The following is a 17,448-nucleotide window of genomic DNA, read 5'->3' as shown; positions in this document are numbered from 1 at the left end:
TGCGCGACGCCAAGCAGACGGTCAAACTCTCCGAACTTTCGTTATAAGATTACATAACCTTTTCGGAGACTCGTCATGCGTCGTCTGCTTCTCGCTTTGCCGTTCGCCCTGCTGCCATTGGCTGTCGCTCACGCGGCGGTCGAGCATGATCATGACCACGAGCATGGCAGCCTCAGCGCCCATGAACACGGCGTCGGCCGATTGAACGCTGCCCTGGACGGCCAGACTCTGGAGCTGGAACTGGAAAGCCCGGCGATGAACCTGGTGGGCTTCGAACACACCGCCACCAGCGATGCCGACAAGGCCAAGGTCGCCGCCGTACGCGCGCAGTTGGACAAGCCACTGGCATTATTCAACCTGCCGGCCGCCGCCAAGTGCACCGTGGCCCAGCAGGAACTGGAAAGCCCGTTGTTTGGTGATGAACCGGACCACGATCACGACCATGACGAAGACGCAGATGGCGACGAGCACCACGGCGAGCACAGTGAGATCCATGCCCACTACCAGTTCACCTGCGCCGCCCCGGGTGCATTGAAGAACCTGGACCTGGCGACCCTGTTCAAAACCTTCCCGGCCACCCAGAAGATTCAGGTACAACTGATCAGCCCGAGCGGCCAGCAAGGCGTGGAAGTGACGGCCAAGGCGCCAGCCCTGAAGTTCTGATTCATCGCAACCCCAATGTGGGAACAAGCCTGGTGGGAGCAAAGCTTGCTCGCGATAGAGGTCCGACAGTCAACATCCAAGCTGGATGTAATGACCTCATCGCGAGCAAGCTTTGCTCCCACAGTTGTTCCACAGGTTCCACTATTTTGAAGCGACAAACATGATCCAAGCACTCATCGAACTCTCCGACCTGGGCTTCAGTTGGCCCGGGCATCCGCCGTTGCTGGATATCCCAGCGTTTCGCCTGGAGGCCGGTGAGACGCTGTTTCTCAAGGGCCCGAGCGGCAGCGGCAAGACCACCTTGCTGGGGCTGCTGGGCGGGGTGCAGACACCGGATCGCGGCAGCATCCGCCTGCTCGGTCAGGAACTCACCGAACTGGGCGCCGGCAGCCGCGATCGCTTTCGCGTCGACCACACCGGCTACATCTTCCAGCAATTCAACCTGCTGCCGTTTCTCTCGGTGCGCGAGAACGTCGAACTGCCCTGCCACTTCTCGAAATTGCGCGCACAACGGGCGATCCAGCGCCATGGCAGCGTCGATCAGGCCGCCGCCACGCTGCTGGCCCACCTGGGCTTGACCGATCCGAACCTGTTGGAGCGGCGCGCCGACTCGTTGTCCATCGGCCAGCAACAACGGGTCGCCGCCGCCCGGGCGCTGATCGGCCAACCGGAACTGGTGATCGCCGACGAACCGACTTCGGCCCTGGACTACGACGCCCGGGAAAACTTCCTGCGGCTGTTGTTCGCTGAATGCCGCGAGGCCGGGTCGAGCCTGTTGTTCGTCAGCCACGACCAGAGCCTGGCGCCGCTGTTCGACCGCAACCTGTCGCTGGCCGATCTCAATCGCGCCGCCACGCCACTCGAGGTTTGAGATGTATTTGTTCCGTCTAGCCATGGCCAGCCTGGCGAACCGCCGCTTCACCGCGATCCTCACCGCGTTTGCCATCGCCCTTTCCGTTTGTTTGTTGCTGGCCGTGGAGCGGGTACGTACCGAGGCGCGGGCCAGTTTCGCCAGCACCATCAGTGGCACCGACCTGATCGTCGGCGCCCGCTCAGGTTCTGTGAACCTGCTGCTGTACTCGGTGTTTCGCATCGGCAACGCCACCAACAACATCCGCTGGGACAGCTTCGAACACTTCGCCAGCAACCCGAAAGTGAAATGGGCGATCCCCATGTCCCTTGGCGATTCCCACCGCGGTTATCGGGTGATGGGCACCACCGAGGCCTACTTCGAGCATTACCAGTACGGCCGCCAGCAGCACCTGGCGCTGGCCGATGGCCGGGCGTTCGCAACCGATCCGTTCGAAGTGGTGCTCGGTGCCGAAGTGGCCGAGGCGCTGCACTACAAACTCGGCGACAAACTGGTGCTGGCCCACGGCGTGGCGGTGGTCAGCCTGGTCAAGCATGACGACAAGCCCTTCACCGTGGTCGGGATTCTCAAGCGCACCGGCACCCCGGTGGACCGCACGCTGCACATCAGCCTCGGCGGCATGGAGGCGATCCACATTGACTGGAAGAATGGTGTTCCGGCCCAGGGCAATGGGCGCATCAGCGCCGACCAGGCCCGCAACATGGACCTCACGCCCCAAGCAATTACCGCCTTCATGCTCGGCCTCAACAGCAAGATTTCAACCTTTGCCTTGCAGCGCGAGATCAACGAGTTCCGTGGCGAACCGCTGCTGGCGATCCTGCCCGGCGTGGCGTTGCAGGAGCTGTGGAGCCTGATGGGCACGGCGGAAAAAGCCTTGTTCGTGATTTCGTTGTTCGTGGTCCTGACCGGATTGATCGGCATGCTCACGGCGATCCTCACCAGCCTTAACGAACGCCGCCGGGAAATGGCGATCCTGCGTTCGGTGGGCGCGCGGCCGTGGCACATCGCAACGCTGCTGGTGCTCGAAGCCTTTGCCCTGGCGCTGGCCGGGGTCATCGCCGGGCTGGCGCTGCTGTACATTGGCATCGCCGCCGCCCAGGGTTACGTGCAGTCGGCCTACGGCTTGTACCTGCCGATGAGCTGGCCGAGCGAATATGAATGGACGCTGCTGGCTGGCATTCTGGTTGCCGCCCTGCTGATGGGCAGCGTGCCGGCCTGGCGCGCCTATCGCCAATCGTTGGCCGACGGCCTGTCGATTCGTCTATGAGGACCTTGAAGATGCCCCGCGCCCTGCTTGCGCTGTTGATGATGGTCGCCCTGCCGCTATGGGCGGCCGAGCCGAGGGACCTGGCCTGGTCGGAAATGATCCCGCCGGACGCGCCGCCGGAAGTGCCGAACATGACGCCGCTGCACGACCTGTCGAAGATGAGCGATGCCCTGGCCGCCGAGTCCGCGCCAGCCGCCAAGCAGGACCTGCCCAACGCCCCGGTGGTCAAGGCCCTCGATGGCCAGCAGATTCGCCTGCCGGGCTACATCGTGCCGCTGGAAGTCAGCGAGGAAGGTCGCACCACGGACTTCTTGCTGGTGCCGTATTTCGGCGCCTGCATCCACGTACCGCCACCGCCATCGAACCAGATCGTGCATGTGAAAAGTGAAGTCGGGGTCAAGCTCGATGAGCTGTACCAGCCGTACTGGGTCGAAGGGCCGATGCAGGTCAAGCCGTCCACCAGTGAACTGGCCGATGCCGGGTATCAGATGGAGGCCGAGAAGATTTATGTGTATGAGCTGCCGGAGTGAACCCGGTGGTGATGTGTTGTTTGTAAGATAGCCATCGCGAGCAAGCTCGCTCCCACAGTTTGATTGCATTCCTTCTGAAGAAACTCGATCCAATGTGGGAGCGAGCTTGCTCGCGATGGTTCCCTCGAATTTTCCCATCAGCGTTTTTATTGAGCTGAGTCAATTAAACACCCCCTGACTCATTGAGCTGTGTCAAAAGACCGGAGCAGACGGCTTCGTACCATGAGACATCAAATTTCGATGCCCTTTGGAGCCCTCATGAACAAGTCCTTGCTCAGCGCTTCCCTCGTTGCCCTCGCGCTCGCTGCCCCACTCGCCCAAGCCCACACAGCCGGCGACATCATCGTTCGCGCCGGTGCTATCACCGTCAACCCGGAAGCCGATAGCTCCAGCGTCAAGGTCGACCGTGGCCCGCTGGCCGGTGCCGACCTGGGCGGCAAGGCGACCATGAGCAGCGACACGCAGTTGGGCTTGAACTTCGCCTACATGATCACCAACAACCTGGGGATCGAACTGCTGGCGGCCTCGCCGTTCGAACACGACGTGAAAATCAAAGGCACCGCCCTGGGCGCGGCCAACAACAAGCTCGGCACCCTCAAGCACCTGCCGCCGACCCTGAGCCTGGTCTACTACCCACTCGACGCCAAGTCGACATTCCAACCTTATGTCGGCGCCGGCATCAACTACACCTGGATCTACGACGAACACGTCGGCAGCGAAGCCAGCGCCAACGGCTTCAGCAACTTTCGCGCAAGCAACAGCTGGGGCATGGCGTGGCAAGTGGGCGCTGACTACATGTTGACCGACAACGTCATGATCAACGGCCAGATTCGCTACATCGACATCGACACCACCGCGTATGTGGACAACAACGCCGTGGCTGGTGGCACCCGGGCCAAAGTGAATGTCGATGTGGACCCATGGATCTACATGGTGGGGTTGGGCTACAAGTTCTGACCCAAACTTAAAGATACGAAAATCCCTGTGGGAGCGAGCTTGCTCGCGATGACGGTGGATCAGCCAGCGATGATGTTGGCTGACCTACCGCTATCGCGAGCAAGCTCGCTCCCACAGGTTTGTGGCGGCTGAAAATCAGCGCCCCAACAACCGCGCCAGCCCCACGCTCATCGGGGTTTGTGGTGGAAAGCTGAAGCGCTGCAGCAACCGATGGTTATCCGCCCGTGAATGACGGATGTCGCCGGAGCGCGCCGGGCCGTAGCTGATCGGCGGCAGATCGCCCACCACGGCGGCCAGGGCCTGGAGCATCTGCTTGAGGGTCGTGGCCTGGTTCCAGCCGACGTTCACCGCGCCCACTTCCACTTCGGGCTTCTCGATGGCCTGTACCAGCAAGTCCACCAAGTCTTCGACGTAGACAAAATCCCGAGTCTGCTCGCCGTCGCCAAACACGGTGATCGGCAGGCCTTTCTGCGCCCGTTCGCTGAAGATGCTGATGACCCCTGAATACGGCGAGGATGGATCCTGGCGCGGGCCATAGATGTTGAAGAAGCGGAACACCACCGGTTCCAGGTCGTGCTGGCGGCGATAGAAGTCGAAGTAGAACTCGCTGGCCAGCTTGTCCGAGGCATACGGCGTGAGTGGGGCCTTGGGGGTTTCTTCGTCGATGGACTCGCCTTCGCCGTTGTTGCCGTAGACCGCTGCGCTGGAGGCGAACAGCACCCGTTTCACACCGCTCTGGCGCATGGCTTCGCAGACATTCAGAGTGCCGATGAAATTGCTCTGGTGAGTGCGTACGGGGTCGTCCACCGAGGCTTGCACCGAGGCCACCGCCGCCAGGTGCGCCACGGCGCTGCAACCGATCATGGCCCGGGCCACCAGGGCGGCATCGGCGACGTCGCCTTCGATCAGTTCGACCGCCGGGTTGTCCAGCGGCAGGTTGCTGCGCTTGCCGGTGGAGAGATCATCGAGGATGCGCACCGAATGTCCCTTGGCGAGCAAGGCGTCGGTCAGGTGCGAACCAATGAAACCCGCGCCGCCGGTGATTAAAACAGGGCCTTCAGCCATGGCGATAAAACCTATCCAGTAAGCCCGGGAGTGCCGCGCGCCAGGCGCGGGGCTTGATCCCGAAAGTGTGCAGAATTTTCTTGCAGGCCAACACCGCGTGTTGCGGTTCTTCCGCGGCGTCCGGCCGTGCGGCGTGGGCCTGGGGGGTGGGCGACTCGATGGCCAACTGATGCAGGGCGCGGGCTTCAGTGAGGATCGCCTGGCCCAGCGCCAGCGGCGTAGTCGCCTCGTGGCCGGCGTAATGGTAGGTGCCCCACAGCGGCGCCGCGCAATCGAGTTGCTTGAGCACCGAGATGATCACGCGCGCGGCATCATCCACCGGCGTCGGATTACCGCGGCGGTCGTCGGCCAGCAACAGCTCGTCGGGCTGTTCGGCCCGGGCCAGGAAACGCCCGAGGATGCCATCGGCGCTGTCGTCCAGCAGCCAGCCAAACCGCAGCAGCACGTGTTGCGGACAGGTGGCGCGCACGCTTTGTTCGATTCGCCACAGCGCCTGGCCACGCACGCCCAGGGGTACGGGCTCGTCTTTCTCGCTGTAGGCCGTGGCACGGGAACCGTCGAACACCCGATAGCTCGACGGTTGCAGCAAGACGATGTTGTGATGCTGGCACAGCTCGGCCAAGCGCTCGACAGCGCGCTCCTGGCTGGCCAGGCGCTGCTCGCTGACGGCCTCGGCCTGGAACCAGTCGAAGTAGTACGCCAGGTTGATCAAGGCGTCCGGGCGGGTGTCGTCGAGCAGTTGCGTCAGGCTCGCGGCATCCCAACCGTCTTCGGGCGGGCGGGGTGCAAGAAAACCGATGTCTTCTTCTGCACCGAGGCGAATCAGCGCCTGCCCAAGGGCATTTCCGCCGCCCAGTAACATAAGGCGCATTCGCATAAAGTCAGCAGGCCCAGTCTATTGGCACAAGAATTTGGTCGATAACGCCCGCGGGCGTTGTCGGAATCGTTGCATTTTGCGGGTTTAGTGCGCAACCGTCATCCGCAATGTGCAGATCGCCGGGTTTGTGCAGGTCTTGAGGCCGCTATCGCGAGCAAGCTCGCTCCCACAGGGATCGCATGCACACTGGAGATCCCCTGTGGGAGCGAGCTTGCTCGCGAAGGGGCCGGAACAGGCAATAGAGGTCCCGGACGGTACTTGCATCTTGCCCACCCCACCCGCATAAACTGCCCCATGAATCTGCCCCTTGCAGCCAACCACGCCATGGCCGGCTTTCACCCCGCCGTTCGCGCCTGGTTCAGCCAGACATTCCCGGCGGTCACAGCCGCCCAGGCCCGGGCGTGGCCGTTGATCGGCCAGCGTCGTTCGACCCTGGTGGCGGCGCCTACCGGCTCGGGCAAGACCCTGACGGCGTTTCTCGCCGTGCTCGATGACCTGGTGCACCGCGGCCTGGAACAGGGCGGCCTGCCGGACCAGACGCTGGTGGTCTACGTCTCGCCGCTCAAAGCCTTGAGCAACGATATCCAGATCAACCTGCAAAATCCCCTGGCCGGCATCACCGAGCAGTTGCAACAAATGGGCTTGCCGCCCTTGCCCATCACCACCGCCGTACGCACCGGCGACACGCCGCAGAAAGAACGCTCGGCGATGCGCAAGACCGCGCCGCACATCCTGGTCACCACGCCTGAATCGCTCTACGTGCTGCTCGGTTCCGACTCCGGCCGACAGATGCTCGCCAGCACCCGCACGGTCATCGTCGACGAAATCCACGCCATTGCCGCCAGCAAGCGCGGCAGCCACCTGGCCTTGAGCCTGGAACGCCTGCAAGCCCTGTGCGCCGAACCGCTGATGCGCATCGGCCTGTCCGCCACGCAAAAGCCCATCGAAGCGGTGTCACGTTTTCTCGTCGGTGAGGGACGCACCTGTGAAATCGTCGACATCGGCCACGCCCGCCCCCGGGACCTGGACATCGAGGTGCCGCCGGTGCCGCTGTCAGCGGTGATGGCCAACGACGTGTGGGAACTGGTCTACAACCGCCTCGCCGAGCTGGCCCGGGAACACCGCACCACCCTGGTGTTCGTCAATACCCGGCGCTTGGCCGAACGCCTGAGCCGTCATCTGAGCGAACGCATGGGCAAGGACGCCGTGGCCGCCCACCACGGCAGCCTGGCGAAAGAATTTCGTCTCGACGCTGAACAACGCCTCAAACGCGGCGAGCTGAAGGTGCTGATCGCCACCGCGTCCCTGGAGCTGGGCATTGATATCGGCGATGTCGACCTGGTGTGCCAGATCGCCTCGCCCCGTTCGATCTCGGCATTCCTGCAACGGGTCGGTCGCTCCGGCCACCAGGTCGGCGGCACACCCAAGGGGCGACTGTTCGCCACCACCCGTGACGACTTGATCGAATGCGCCGCCCTGCTCGACTGCGTACGCCGTGGCGAACTAGACATCCTGCACATCCCCAAGGCGCCGTTGGATGTGCTGGCCCAGCAGATCGTCGCCGAGGTCAGTTGCCAGGAATGGCAGGAGCAGGCGCTGCTGGAGAGTTTCCGCCGCGCGGCGCCCTACACGGACCTGGACGACCACCACTATCAGGCTTTGCTGCAGATGCTCGCCGAAGGCTTCAATGGCCGCCAAGGCGTGCGCAGTGCCTACCTGCACCGGGACGCTGTTGCCCGGACCTTGCGCGGGCGCCGGGGCAGCAAGCTCACGGCCGTGACCAGCGGTGGCACCATCCCGGACAATGCCGACTACAGCGTGCTGCTCGAACCCCAAGGGCTGAATATCGGCAGCGTCAACGAAGACTTCGCGGTGGAGAGCATTGCCGGCGACGTGTTCCAGCTGGGCAATACCTCCTACCGCATCATTCGCGTCGAGACCGGCCGCGTGCGGGTCGAGGATGCCCAGGGCCAGCCGCCGACCATCCCGTTCTGGCTCGGCGAAGCGCCGGGGCGCAGCGCCGAATTGTCTTTCGCCGTGGCGCGCCTGCAAGCCCAGCTCGACCAACTGCTGGCCGCCACGCCGGGCCACCTGCAACCGGCCCTCGATTGGTTGACCGGTACCTTGCAACTGAACCTGGCCAGCGCCGAACAACTGGTGGATTACCTGGCCCCGGCGCGCCTGGCTTTCGGCGCGTTGCCGTCCCAGGACACGTTGCTGATGGAGCGGTTTTTCGACGAGTCCGGCGGCACGCAACTGATCATCCACACGCCCTTCGGCAGCCGCATCAACCGCGCCTGGGGCCTGGCCTTGCGCAAGCGCTTCTGCCGCACCTTCAACTTCGAATTGCAGGCCGCCGCCAGTGAAGACGCCATCGTGCTCTCGCTGTCCACCAGCCACAGCTTCGAACTGGACGAGGTGTGGCGCTACCTCAATAGCCACAGCGCCGAGCAGATCCTGGTCCAGGCGGTACTGGATGCGCCGCTGTTCGGCGTGCGCTGGCGCTGGAACGCTGGCGTGGCCCTGGCTTTGCCGCGCTACATCGGCGGACGTAAAGTCGCCCCGCAGATCCAGCGGATGAAAAGCGAAGACCTGATCGCCAGCGTGTTTCCGGACCAGATCGCCTGCCTGGAAAACCTGGCCGGCGAGCGTGAGATCCCCGACCACCCGCTGGTGGAACAGACCCTCGACGATTGCCTGCACGAAGCCATGGACAGCGAGGGCTGGCTGACGCTGTTGCGGCGCATGGAGGCGGGGGAGATTCGCCTGATCAGCCGCGACCTGCCAGCGCCCTCGCCGCTGGCGGCAGAAATCCTCAGCGCCCGCCCCTACACCTTTCTCGACGACGCGCCGCTGGAAGAACGGCGCACCCAAGCGGTGATCAACCGGCGCTGGAGCGATCCACAGGCCACCGACGACCTGGGCGCGCTGGACGCCGAGGCCATCCAGTCGGTCCGCGATGAAGCCTGGCCGGCGCCGGCCAATCTCGATGAGATGCATGAAGCCTTGATGAGCCTGGCCTGCATCGCCGACAGCGAAGCCGACGCCCATGCGCCGTGGCTGGATTGGTTGCCGGCATTGGCCGCCAGTGGTCGCGCCAGTCACCTGCAGATCAGTGCCGAGCGTGGTCTGTGGGTGCCGCTGGAGCGCCTGACCTGCCTGCAAGCCCTTTATCCACAGGCCCGCTGGCAACCGGAGCTGACGCCCCTGGCTGGTTTCGATGAAGCCTGGGACCGCGACGAAGCCCTGGTGGAAGTGCTCCGCGCCCGGCTCAGTGCCTTTGGCCCGCTGCCGTTGAAGGCCATCGCCTACCCGCTGGGGCTGTCGACCCCGCAGGTCACCCAGGCCCTGGCGCAGCTTGAGCAACAAGGCTATGTGCTGCGCGGACGGTTCACGCCGGGCACCGGCCAGGAGGAATGGTGCGAGCGACATCTGCTGGCGCGGATCCATCGTTACACGGTCAAGCGCCTGCGGCGGGAAATCGAGCCGGTGATGTTGCAGGACTTCATGCGCTTCCTGTTCGACTGGCAGCACCTGTCATCGTCCAGCCAAGGTCGAGGCAATGCCGTGCTGCCGTCGATCCTGGGCCAGTTCGAAGGCTTCCCGGCCGCGGCGTCAGCCTGGGACAGCGACCTGCTGCCGGCGCGGATCAAGGACTATTCGCCCAGTTGGCTCGATGAGTTGTGCCGCAGTGGCAAGTGGGTATGGACGCGCCTGAGCGCGCGCCAGAAGCCTTCCGCCAGTGCCCTGCGCAGCACGCCGGTGGTGTTGCTGCCGCGCAGTCAGGTGGCGTTGTGGAGCAGCCTGGCCGGGCAAACGGCCCTGGATGAGTTGTCACCCAAGACACAAAAAGTCCATCAGGCCCTCAGCGAACACGGCGCGCTGTTTTTCGATGAGCTGGCCCACGAAGCCCACCTGCTGCGCAGCGAACTGGAAATCGCCTTGCAGGAACTGGTGGGCGCCGGGTTGGTGAATGCCGACAGCTTCGCCGGCTTGCGCGCGCTGATCACCCCGGCCAGCAAACGCCAGGCCCGCAGCAGTCGACGCGGGCGTGGAGCGTTTGTCGGCGGCATGGACGACGCCGGTCGCTGGGCCTTGTTGCGCCGCAGCCAGCCCGTGCCGGCGGAAGGCAATCGTCCCGCGCCCACACCGCCCGACACCCTGGAACACATCGCCATGACCCTGCTGCGCCGTTACGGCGTGGTGTTCTGGCGCTTGCTGGAGCGGGAGGCGGATTGGCTACCGAGTTGGCGCGAGCTGCTGCGCACCTTTCATCGCTTGGAGGCGCGGGGCGAGATTCGTGGCGGGCGTTTTGTCAGCGGGCTGGCGGGCGAACAATTCGCCCTGCCCGAAGCCATCCCGCTGCTGCGCGAAACCCGCCGCCGCCCCACCGATGGCAGCCTGGTGGCGGTGTGCGGCGTCGACCCGCTGAACCTGGCCGGCACCTTGCTGCCAGGGGCGAAAGTGCCGGCACTGGCGAGCAATCGGCTGGTGTATCGCGATGGGTTGCCGGTGGCGGCGCAGATTGCCGGCAAGCAGCATCTGTGGGTGGAATTGGATGTTCAAGGGATGGCTGAGGTCAGGAACAAGCTGATTCAGAAAGGTTGAGGGCGTCTGGGCCGGCCCTATCGCGAGCAAGCTCGCTCCCACAGGGATTGTTCATTCACCACAAACCTACTGTGGGAGCGAGCTTGCTCGCGATGAGGCCATAGGCCCCACCACAGCCCCAGGCAATCATTGAGCTTGATCGGGCAGCTCATCCCCCGCTTTTTGCTCCTCGACCAACCGCTTGGGCAACACCACCTGCTGTGGATAAGTCTGCGCGAAGTGCACCGCCGGGTGGTTATCCACAAGCTTCTTCAACTGCTGGTTGAATGCCCGGCTCACCGCATACTGCCCGCCGGATACGGTGCGGAACTGCGCCGTGAGCACCACGCCGTTGAGGTCCATCTTGTCCACGCCAAACACATCCAGCGGCCCTTGCAGGTTGAATTTCAGGAACGGGTCTTCGGCGATCGAACGCCCGGCTTCGCGGATCAGTTCGATGGCCTGGTCCACGTCGGTGTCATAGGTGAACTGCACAGAGAAGAACGCAAAGGCAAATTGCCGGGACTGGTTGGTCACGGCCTTGATCTGGCCGAACGGCACCGAATGCACGAAGCCCTTGCCGTCGCGCAGGCGCAGGGTGCGGATGGTCAGGCCTTCGACGGTGCCGGCGTGGCCGGAGCTGAGCACCACCCAGTCGCCAATGGACAGCGTGTCTTCGATGATGATGAACAGCCCGGTGATCACGTCCTGCACCAGTTGCTGGGAACCGAAACCGATCGCCAGCCCTACCACCCCGGCACCGGCCAGCAACGGCGCGACGTTGATGCCCAGGTTGGCCATGGTGGTGATTGCGCAAATCACCACCAGGATGATTTTCGCCGCGTTGCGCAACAGCGGCAGGATGGTCTTGACCCGGGTGCTGGGCTGGCGGGCCCCGCGCTTGTTCAGCGGCGGTTTCAGGGCTTCCTGGATCGCCGTGTCGAGCACCACCCACGTGAGCCAGGTCATCAGGAAGATCAGGCCGATGCGGCTCAAGGAATCACTGATCGCCCGGCCTATGGCATTGCGCGAGGCGAACTCGAACAGGGAAAAACCCCAGATCTGCCCGAGGGCCTCAATGAATACCACCGCCATGACGATGCGCAGCAACGCGTGCAGCAGGCTCAACAGGCGCCCCTTGTAGGCGCTGTTGCGCTGGATGGCCTCGGCCTTGGGCGACTTGAAGACGTGTTGGAACACGGTGCTGAGGAACACCGTGGCGATCAGCAGGATGGTGGTGAACAGCGCGCAACGCAGGGCTTTCTGGTTGTCCTCGCCGACACCGATCAGGCTCACCGCCGACACCAGCACCATCAACAGGATCGGCCAATACCAGAGCCCGGAGAAAATCCGCAGCGACTCCTGCAAGGCCGGTTGCTTCAAGCGCTGGGCCAGCGGGCGGTTGCGGATCAGGTGCGCCACGGGCCGGCGCATGCGAATCACCAGCCAACCAAAGATCACCGAGGCGAACAGACCGGTGAACACCGCGATGCTGCTGGTGATGTTGCCACCCAGTTGCCGGGCGATCTGCGGGCTGGTCAGGGCATCGCTGAGGGCGGCAAGAAAGCCGATCATGAACAATGGCCGGGGGCTGAAGCGCCGGATCATCGCCACCGCCCGGCGTTTGTGGCCAGCGTTGAACATCACGATCACGCACAGCAACACCGAAGTGGAGAAAATGCCACTGCTGGTGGCGTAGGCGAAACACAGCGCCAGGGCGCGACCGACCGAGACCTGAAGGAAGTGGCTGACGTACAAGGTCAGCGGCAGGCAGATCAACGCCGCAGCGGTGTACGGCAGCAGATAACCGAGCAGGTCGCGCAGGCGCTGGCGGGTGCGCAACCAACGGCGCCGGCCCAGATGGCGCAGCAGCAGCCGCGCGCCCGACCAGATCAGTGCGAAAGCGCCGATCCAGACGCTCGACAACAACAGGAAATCCCCCGCCACGCGCCAGGACGAACGGGACGTCTGGTCCACCAGCCGGTCCACCTCATCCGCCGCCCGGTCCGCCCGCAGGCGCCAGGCATCCACCAGGCTCTGGTTGAGGTCGAGCTTGTCCTGGACGTCGTCGATGCTCGAACTGATGGCCCCCAATAAACCGCCCTGCACCAGCGGCGCGGGTTCGGCGGGCGGTTCATCGGCCTTGGCGGTGCCAGGGACAGCGGCGGTCCCGTAGGCGCTGGTGCCGGTCATTGCCAGCAGGAACAGCAGCAATACAGTGCTCAATCGAGACAAAACGCGAGGCTCCTTCACACGGGATCGGTAAGGAACTGATCAATAACGAGCGAGCAAGTTCGCTCGGAAGATCAATACAAACCCTGTGGCAAGAGGATTATGTGGGAGCAAGGCTTGCCCGCGATGGAGGCACTGCGGTCTTTCAGAAATCGAGGCGCCTCCTTTCGCGGGCAAGCCTTGCTCCCACACAGCGGGCCACGCCCTCCACCGCTGGGCACCCCATCGAAACTTTCCGGGCCGCGCAACAGTCATCACAAGACACAGGCAGTACGAGGTCATTGGCACGGGAGGGATACATGACGGCGATCCACATTGGTATTTCCGGCTGGCGCTACACGCCTTGGCGGGGGGATTTCTACCCCAAGGGCCTGACCCAGAAACGGGAATTGCAATTCGCCTCGCGAGCGGTCAATAGCATCGAAATCAATGGATCGTTCTACGCCCTGCAACGCCCCGAACGGTATGCCCAGTGGTATGCCGAGACACCGCCCGGCTTCGTGTTCAGCGTCAAGGCGCCGCGTTTCATCACCCACATCAAGCGCCTGCGGGACATCCGCAAGCCCCTGGCGAATTTCTTCGCCTCCGGCGTGCTGGAGCTCAAGGAGAAGTTGGGCGCGATCCTCTGGCAGTTTCCGCCCAGTTTCAAATTCGACCCCGGGCTGTTCGAAGACTTCCTCAAGCAACTGCCCCACGACACCGAAGACGCCGCCGCCCTGGCCCACGAGCACGAGCCGCGCCTGGACGGCCGCGCCAGCACCACCACGGATAAAAAGCGCCCTTTGCGCCACGCCGTGGAAATCCGCCATGACAGCTTTATCGACCCGCACTTCGTCACGTTGCTCAAGCGCTACGACGTGGCCCTGGTGATCGCCGACACCGCCGGTAAATGGCCCTATCGCGAAGACGTCACCAGCGATTTCGTCTACCTGCGCCTGCACGGTGCCGAGCAGCTGTACGCCAGCGGCTATACCGACGAGGCGTTGAAGCGCTGGGGCGAGCGGATCGAGGCCTGGCGCCACGGCAAGCAACCCGCCGACGCCCACCTGATCGACCCCGACAAGAAGCCCCGGGCCCGCAAAAGCCGGGAAGTGTTCTGCTATTTCGACAACGACATCAAAGTCCGCGCGCCCTATGACGCACGCCACTTGCTGGAACACTTCCATCTGGACAAGGACCTCGCCACCGCGCCCGGCGAACGCCCGGCCGAAGGGGTGTTGCCATGAACCGCCCGGAAACCAGCGAAGCGACCCACGAGCCGACCCAGCAACAGGCCCAGGATCTCGACCGGGTCAGCCACTTCACCGTGCTGACGGTCAACACCCACAAGGGCTTCACCGCCCTGAACCGGCGCTTCATCCTGCCGGAACTGCGCGAAGCGGTGCGCAGTGTGTCCGCCGATGTGGTGTTCTTGCAGGAAGTCCACGGCACCCACGAACACCACCCCCAGCGCTACAGCAACTGGCCGAGCATGCCGCAGTACGAATTCCTGGCCGACAGCCTCTGGCCGCAGTTCGCCTACGGGCGCAACGCGGTGTACCCGGCGGGCGACCACGGCAACGCGTTGTTGTCGAAATTCCAGATCATCCGCCACGACAACCTCGACGTGTCCATCAGCGGCCATGAGAACCGCGGCATGCTCCACAGCGTGCTGCGCCTGCCGGGTGATGGACCGCAAGTGCATGCCATTTGCGTGCATTTGGGGCTGCGCGAAGGTCATCGTGTCGAGCAACTCAAGCTGCTTTGCCAGCGCTTGAGCGAACTGCCGCCCGACGCGCCCGTGATCGTCGCTGGCGACTTCAACGACTGGCGCGGCAAGGCCAGTGAACTGCTCGAACCCTGCGGCCTGCGGGAAGTGTTCGCCGAACAGTGGGGCAAACCGGCCCGCAGCTTTCCGGCGCGCCTGCCGATCCTGCGCCTGGACCGCATCTACGTGCGCAACCTCAAGGCCCGTCATCCCAAGGTGTTGAGCGTACGACCCTGGTCGCACCTCTCCGACCACGCACCGCTGTCGGTGGAGATCGAATTATGAGCGCGACGATGAACAAGGCGACGGTTGAGCAGGTCGAGACGCCACCCACCGAGCGCAACCCGGCGCTGACGGATATCGAATACGGCTGGCACGGCAACAATCGCGTCAAGCTGCTGGAGAACGGCGAGGAGTTTTTCCCCAGGGTCTTCGAGGCCGTTCGCCGGGCCGAGACAGAAATCCTTATTGAGACCTTCATCCTGTTCGAGGATAAGGTCGGCATTGAACTGCGGGATCTGTTGGTCGAAGCCGCCGAGCGTGGCGTGCGCATCACCGTCAGCCTCGATGGCTTCGGCTGCGGTGAGTTGACCACCGATTTCCTGGCCTCATTGAGCAACGCCGGGGTGCGCTTGCAGATGTTCGACCCGGCGCCCCGGCGTCTGGGGTTCCGCACCAACTGGTTCCGCCGCCTGCACCGCAAGATCGTGGTGGTGGACGGGGTGATTGCGTTTATCGGCGGGATCAACTTTTCCGCCGACCATCTGGGTGATTTCGGCCCCGAGGCCAAGCAGGACTATTCCGTGGAGGTCAAAGGCCCGGCGGTGGTGGATATCCATCACTTCGCGCTGTTGCAGAGCGGCCGGCCCGCCCGGGCCAAATACTGGTGGCAACGCCGCCGCAGCCGCCGCCACGCGCTGGAGTTCAGCGACCATGACGGTCAGGTGCGCCTGGTCTACCGGGATAACCACGAACACCAGACCGACATCGAAGAGGTCTACCTGCAAGTGCTGCGCAGTGCCCAGCGACGGGTGGTGATCGCCAATGCCTATTTCTTCCCCGGCTACCGGTTGCTGCGCGAGATCCGCAACGCGGCGCGGCGCGGCGTGGAGGTGCGGCTGATCCTGCAGGGCCAGCCGGACATGATGATCGCCAAGCTCGCCGCACGCATGCTCTACAGCTACCTGCTCAAGGCCGGCGTGGTGATCTACGAATACTGCGAGCGACCGCTGCACGGCAAGGTCGCCCTGGTGGATGAGGACTGGAGCACGGTGGGTTCGAGCAACCTCGACCCGCTGAGCCTGTCCCTGAACCTGGAAGCCAATGTGCTGATCCGCGACCGGGCGTTCAACCGCGAGCTATTCGAGCGCCTCGACTTTCTGAGCCGCAACCATTGCACCGCCATGCCCGAGGACCACGCCCCCCGGGGCCTGTTGTGGCGCATGACCATCGGTTTCATGGTGTTCCACTGTTTGCGCCATTTCCCGGCCTGGGCCGGCTGGCTGCCGGCCCATAAACCGCGTCTGAAACCATTTTCGCCGCCGACGGCGGTCCGGAGCGAACCCCATGAACCACTCTGAAGCGCATGCCGCGCCGAGAGATGCCCATGCGCCGGAACAGTCCAAGCCCAAATCCCGCTGGAGCCGCTGGAAAAGACCGCTGACCCTGGCGTTCTTCCTGCTGCTGATCGTGCTGTTCACCGCCCTGGCCCGGCGTATCGATTGGTCCGAGGTGTTAGCCACCTTGGCCGACTTCAAGGTGCGCACCTTGATCATTGCCGCCGCACTGACCGTCACCAGCTTCATTACCTATGCCTGCTTCGATCTGATCGGTCGCACCTACATCCGCCAGAAACTGGGTTGGCGGCAGATCTTGCCGGTGGGGGTGATCAGCTACGCGTTCAACCTCAACCTCAGCGCCTGGGTCGGTGGCATCGCCATGCGTTATCGGCTGTATTCGCGACTGGGGGTCAGCACCGGGAACATTGCCAAGATCCTCGGCCTGAGCCTGGCCACCAACTGGTTCGGCTACATGACCCTGGCCGGCGTGGTGTTCAGCAGCGGCCTGGTGACCATGCCACCGGGCTGGAAGCTCAGCAGCGATGCACTGCAAGGCGTCGGCGCGCTGTTGCTGCTGGTGAGCGCGGGTTACCTGGTGGCCTGCCGATTTTCCAAGCGTCGGGCGTGGACGATTCGCGGCATGGAAATCAACCTGCCGTCGCTGCGCATGGCGGTGCTGCAACTGGCGTTGGGCGCGCTGAACTGGTCGTTGATGGCGGCGGTGATCTTCACGCTGCTGCCCGGCAAACTGGATTATCCGGTGGTGCTCGGGGTGTTGCTGATCAGCAGCATCGCCGGGGTCATTACCCACATTCCGGCGGGGCTCGGGGTGTTGGAGGCGGTGTTCGTTGCGCTGCTGCAACATGAAGTGTCGCGGGGCAGCCTGCTGGCGGGGCTGATCGCCTACCGGGCGATCTACTTCATCCTGCCGTTGCTGATTACCGTGGTGATGTACCTGGTGATCGAGGCGAAGGCCAAGGCGTTGCGGGTCAAGCCTGGGCCCAAGTGATGGGTTGCCTGGTTTGGCCCCATCGCGAGCAAGCTCGCTCCCACAGGGGATTTGTAGCGTTCGAAAGATTGGGTTCACACAGGT

General features: G+C 63.8%; 13 protein-coding genes. 10 read left to right on the top strand and 3 right to left on the bottom strand.

The window, feature by feature from the left end; translation table 11 throughout:
- The first annotated feature begins 75 nt into the window (after positions 1–75).
- The 5 genes from Q7F16_RS26395 to Q7F16_RS26375 all read left to right on the top strand — a co-directional run bounded on the left by Q7F16_RS26395 (position 76) and on the right by Q7F16_RS26375 (position 4,288).
- Positions 76–663, top strand: coding sequence for a DUF2796 domain-containing protein (locus Q7F16_RS26395; RefSeq protein ID WP_079302780.1), 588 nt, complete (start codon positions 76–78; stop codon positions 661–663).
- A 163-nt stretch (positions 664–826) separates the two neighbouring features.
- Positions 827–1,534 (top strand): ABC transporter ATP-binding protein, encoded by a 708-nt coding sequence (locus Q7F16_RS26390; RefSeq protein WP_409557090.1) that lies wholly within the window; start codon positions 827–829, stop codon positions 1,532–1,534.
- A 1-nt stretch (position 1,535) separates the two neighbouring features.
- On the top strand, positions 1,536–2,801 hold the full coding sequence (locus Q7F16_RS26385; protein WP_014340452.1) for an ABC transporter permease: 1,266 nt from the start codon (positions 1,536–1,538) through the stop codon (positions 2,799–2,801).
- An 11-nt stretch (positions 2,802–2,812) separates the two neighbouring features.
- The gene (locus tag Q7F16_RS26380; protein WP_013694320.1) at positions 2,813–3,331 is read left to right on the top strand and encodes a DUF3299 domain-containing protein; all 519 of its coding nucleotides are present in this window, start codon (positions 2,813–2,815) and stop codon (positions 3,329–3,331) included.
- A 258-nt stretch (positions 3,332–3,589) separates the two neighbouring features.
- Positions 3,590–4,288 carry an OmpW/AlkL family protein gene (locus tag Q7F16_RS26375; RefSeq protein WP_409557077.1) on the top strand — a complete coding sequence of 233 codons (699 nt, stop codon included), beginning with the start codon at positions 3,590–3,592 and terminating at the stop codon, positions 4,286–4,288.
- Between the two features lie 135 nt (positions 4,289–4,423).
- Here the strand turns inward: Q7F16_RS26375 and Q7F16_RS26370 are convergent, their stop codons facing one another.
- Both Q7F16_RS26370 and Q7F16_RS26365 read right to left on the bottom strand, forming a co-directional pair.
- On the bottom strand, positions 4,424–5,353 hold the full coding sequence (locus tag Q7F16_RS26370; protein ID WP_409557076.1) for an NAD-dependent epimerase/dehydratase family protein: 930 nt from the start codon (positions 5,351–5,353) through the stop codon (positions 4,424–4,426).
- Positions 5,346–6,230 carry a sugar nucleotide-binding protein gene (locus tag Q7F16_RS26365; RefSeq protein ID WP_041476169.1) on the bottom strand — a complete coding sequence of 295 codons (885 nt, stop codon included), beginning with the start codon at positions 6,228–6,230 and terminating at the stop codon, positions 5,346–5,348. Before Q7F16_RS26365 ends, Q7F16_RS26370 begins: the two co-directional genes overlap by 8 nt.
- Positions 6,231–6,524: 294 nt before the next feature.
- On the opposite strand from Q7F16_RS26365, the gene Q7F16_RS26360 reads away from it, so the two are divergent.
- Positions 6,525–10,838, top strand: a complete 4,314-nt coding sequence (locus tag Q7F16_RS26360) for a DEAD/DEAH box helicase (RefSeq protein WP_409557075.1) — start codon at positions 6,525–6,527, stop codon at positions 10,836–10,838.
- A 126-nt stretch (positions 10,839–10,964) separates the two neighbouring features.
- On the opposite strand, the gene Q7F16_RS26355 is transcribed toward Q7F16_RS26360, so the two are convergent.
- A complete protein-coding gene (locus Q7F16_RS26355; RefSeq protein ID WP_046064826.1) occupies positions 10,965–13,052 on the bottom strand; it encodes a mechanosensitive ion channel family protein in 2,088 nt (695 codons plus the stop codon).
- Positions 13,053–13,348: 296 nt separating this feature from the next.
- Here Q7F16_RS26355 and Q7F16_RS26350 point away from each other — a divergent pair, with 296 nt between their 5' ends.
- The 4 genes from Q7F16_RS26350 to Q7F16_RS26335 are packed head-to-tail and all read left to right on the top strand — an operon-like array spanning position 13,349 to position 17,364.
- Positions 13,349–14,275, top strand: a complete 927-nt coding sequence (locus Q7F16_RS26350; RefSeq protein ID WP_046064827.1) for a DUF72 domain-containing protein — start codon at positions 13,349–13,351, stop codon at positions 14,273–14,275.
- Entirely contained in the window at positions 14,272–15,081 is an 810-nt protein-coding gene (locus tag Q7F16_RS26345; protein WP_079302787.1) for an endonuclease/exonuclease/phosphatase family protein, read from the top strand. Before Q7F16_RS26350 ends, Q7F16_RS26345 begins: the two co-directional genes overlap by 4 nt.
- Positions 15,078–16,376, top strand: a complete 1,299-nt coding sequence (clsB, locus tag Q7F16_RS26340; protein ID WP_409557074.1) for a cardiolipin synthase ClsB — start codon at positions 15,078–15,080, stop codon at positions 16,374–16,376. The genes Q7F16_RS26345 and clsB overlap by 4 nt, the downstream gene beginning before the upstream one ends.
- On the top strand, positions 16,363–17,364 hold the full coding sequence (locus Q7F16_RS26335; protein WP_095962979.1) for a lysylphosphatidylglycerol synthase domain-containing protein: 1,002 nt from the start codon (positions 16,363–16,365) through the stop codon (positions 17,362–17,364). The genes clsB and Q7F16_RS26335 overlap by 14 nt, the downstream gene beginning before the upstream one ends.
- Positions 17,365–17,448: the final 84 nt, after the last annotated feature.

The sequence above is a fragment of the Pseudomonas sp. Lb2C2 genome (assembly GCF_052112205.1).
In the GTDB taxonomy this organism is placed as follows: Bacteria; Pseudomonadota; Gammaproteobacteria; order Pseudomonadales; family Pseudomonadaceae; genus Aquipseudomonas; species Aquipseudomonas kilonensis.
Note: the sequence above shows the minus strand (reverse complement) of the source record. Positions and strands in the feature narration are given on the sequence as shown.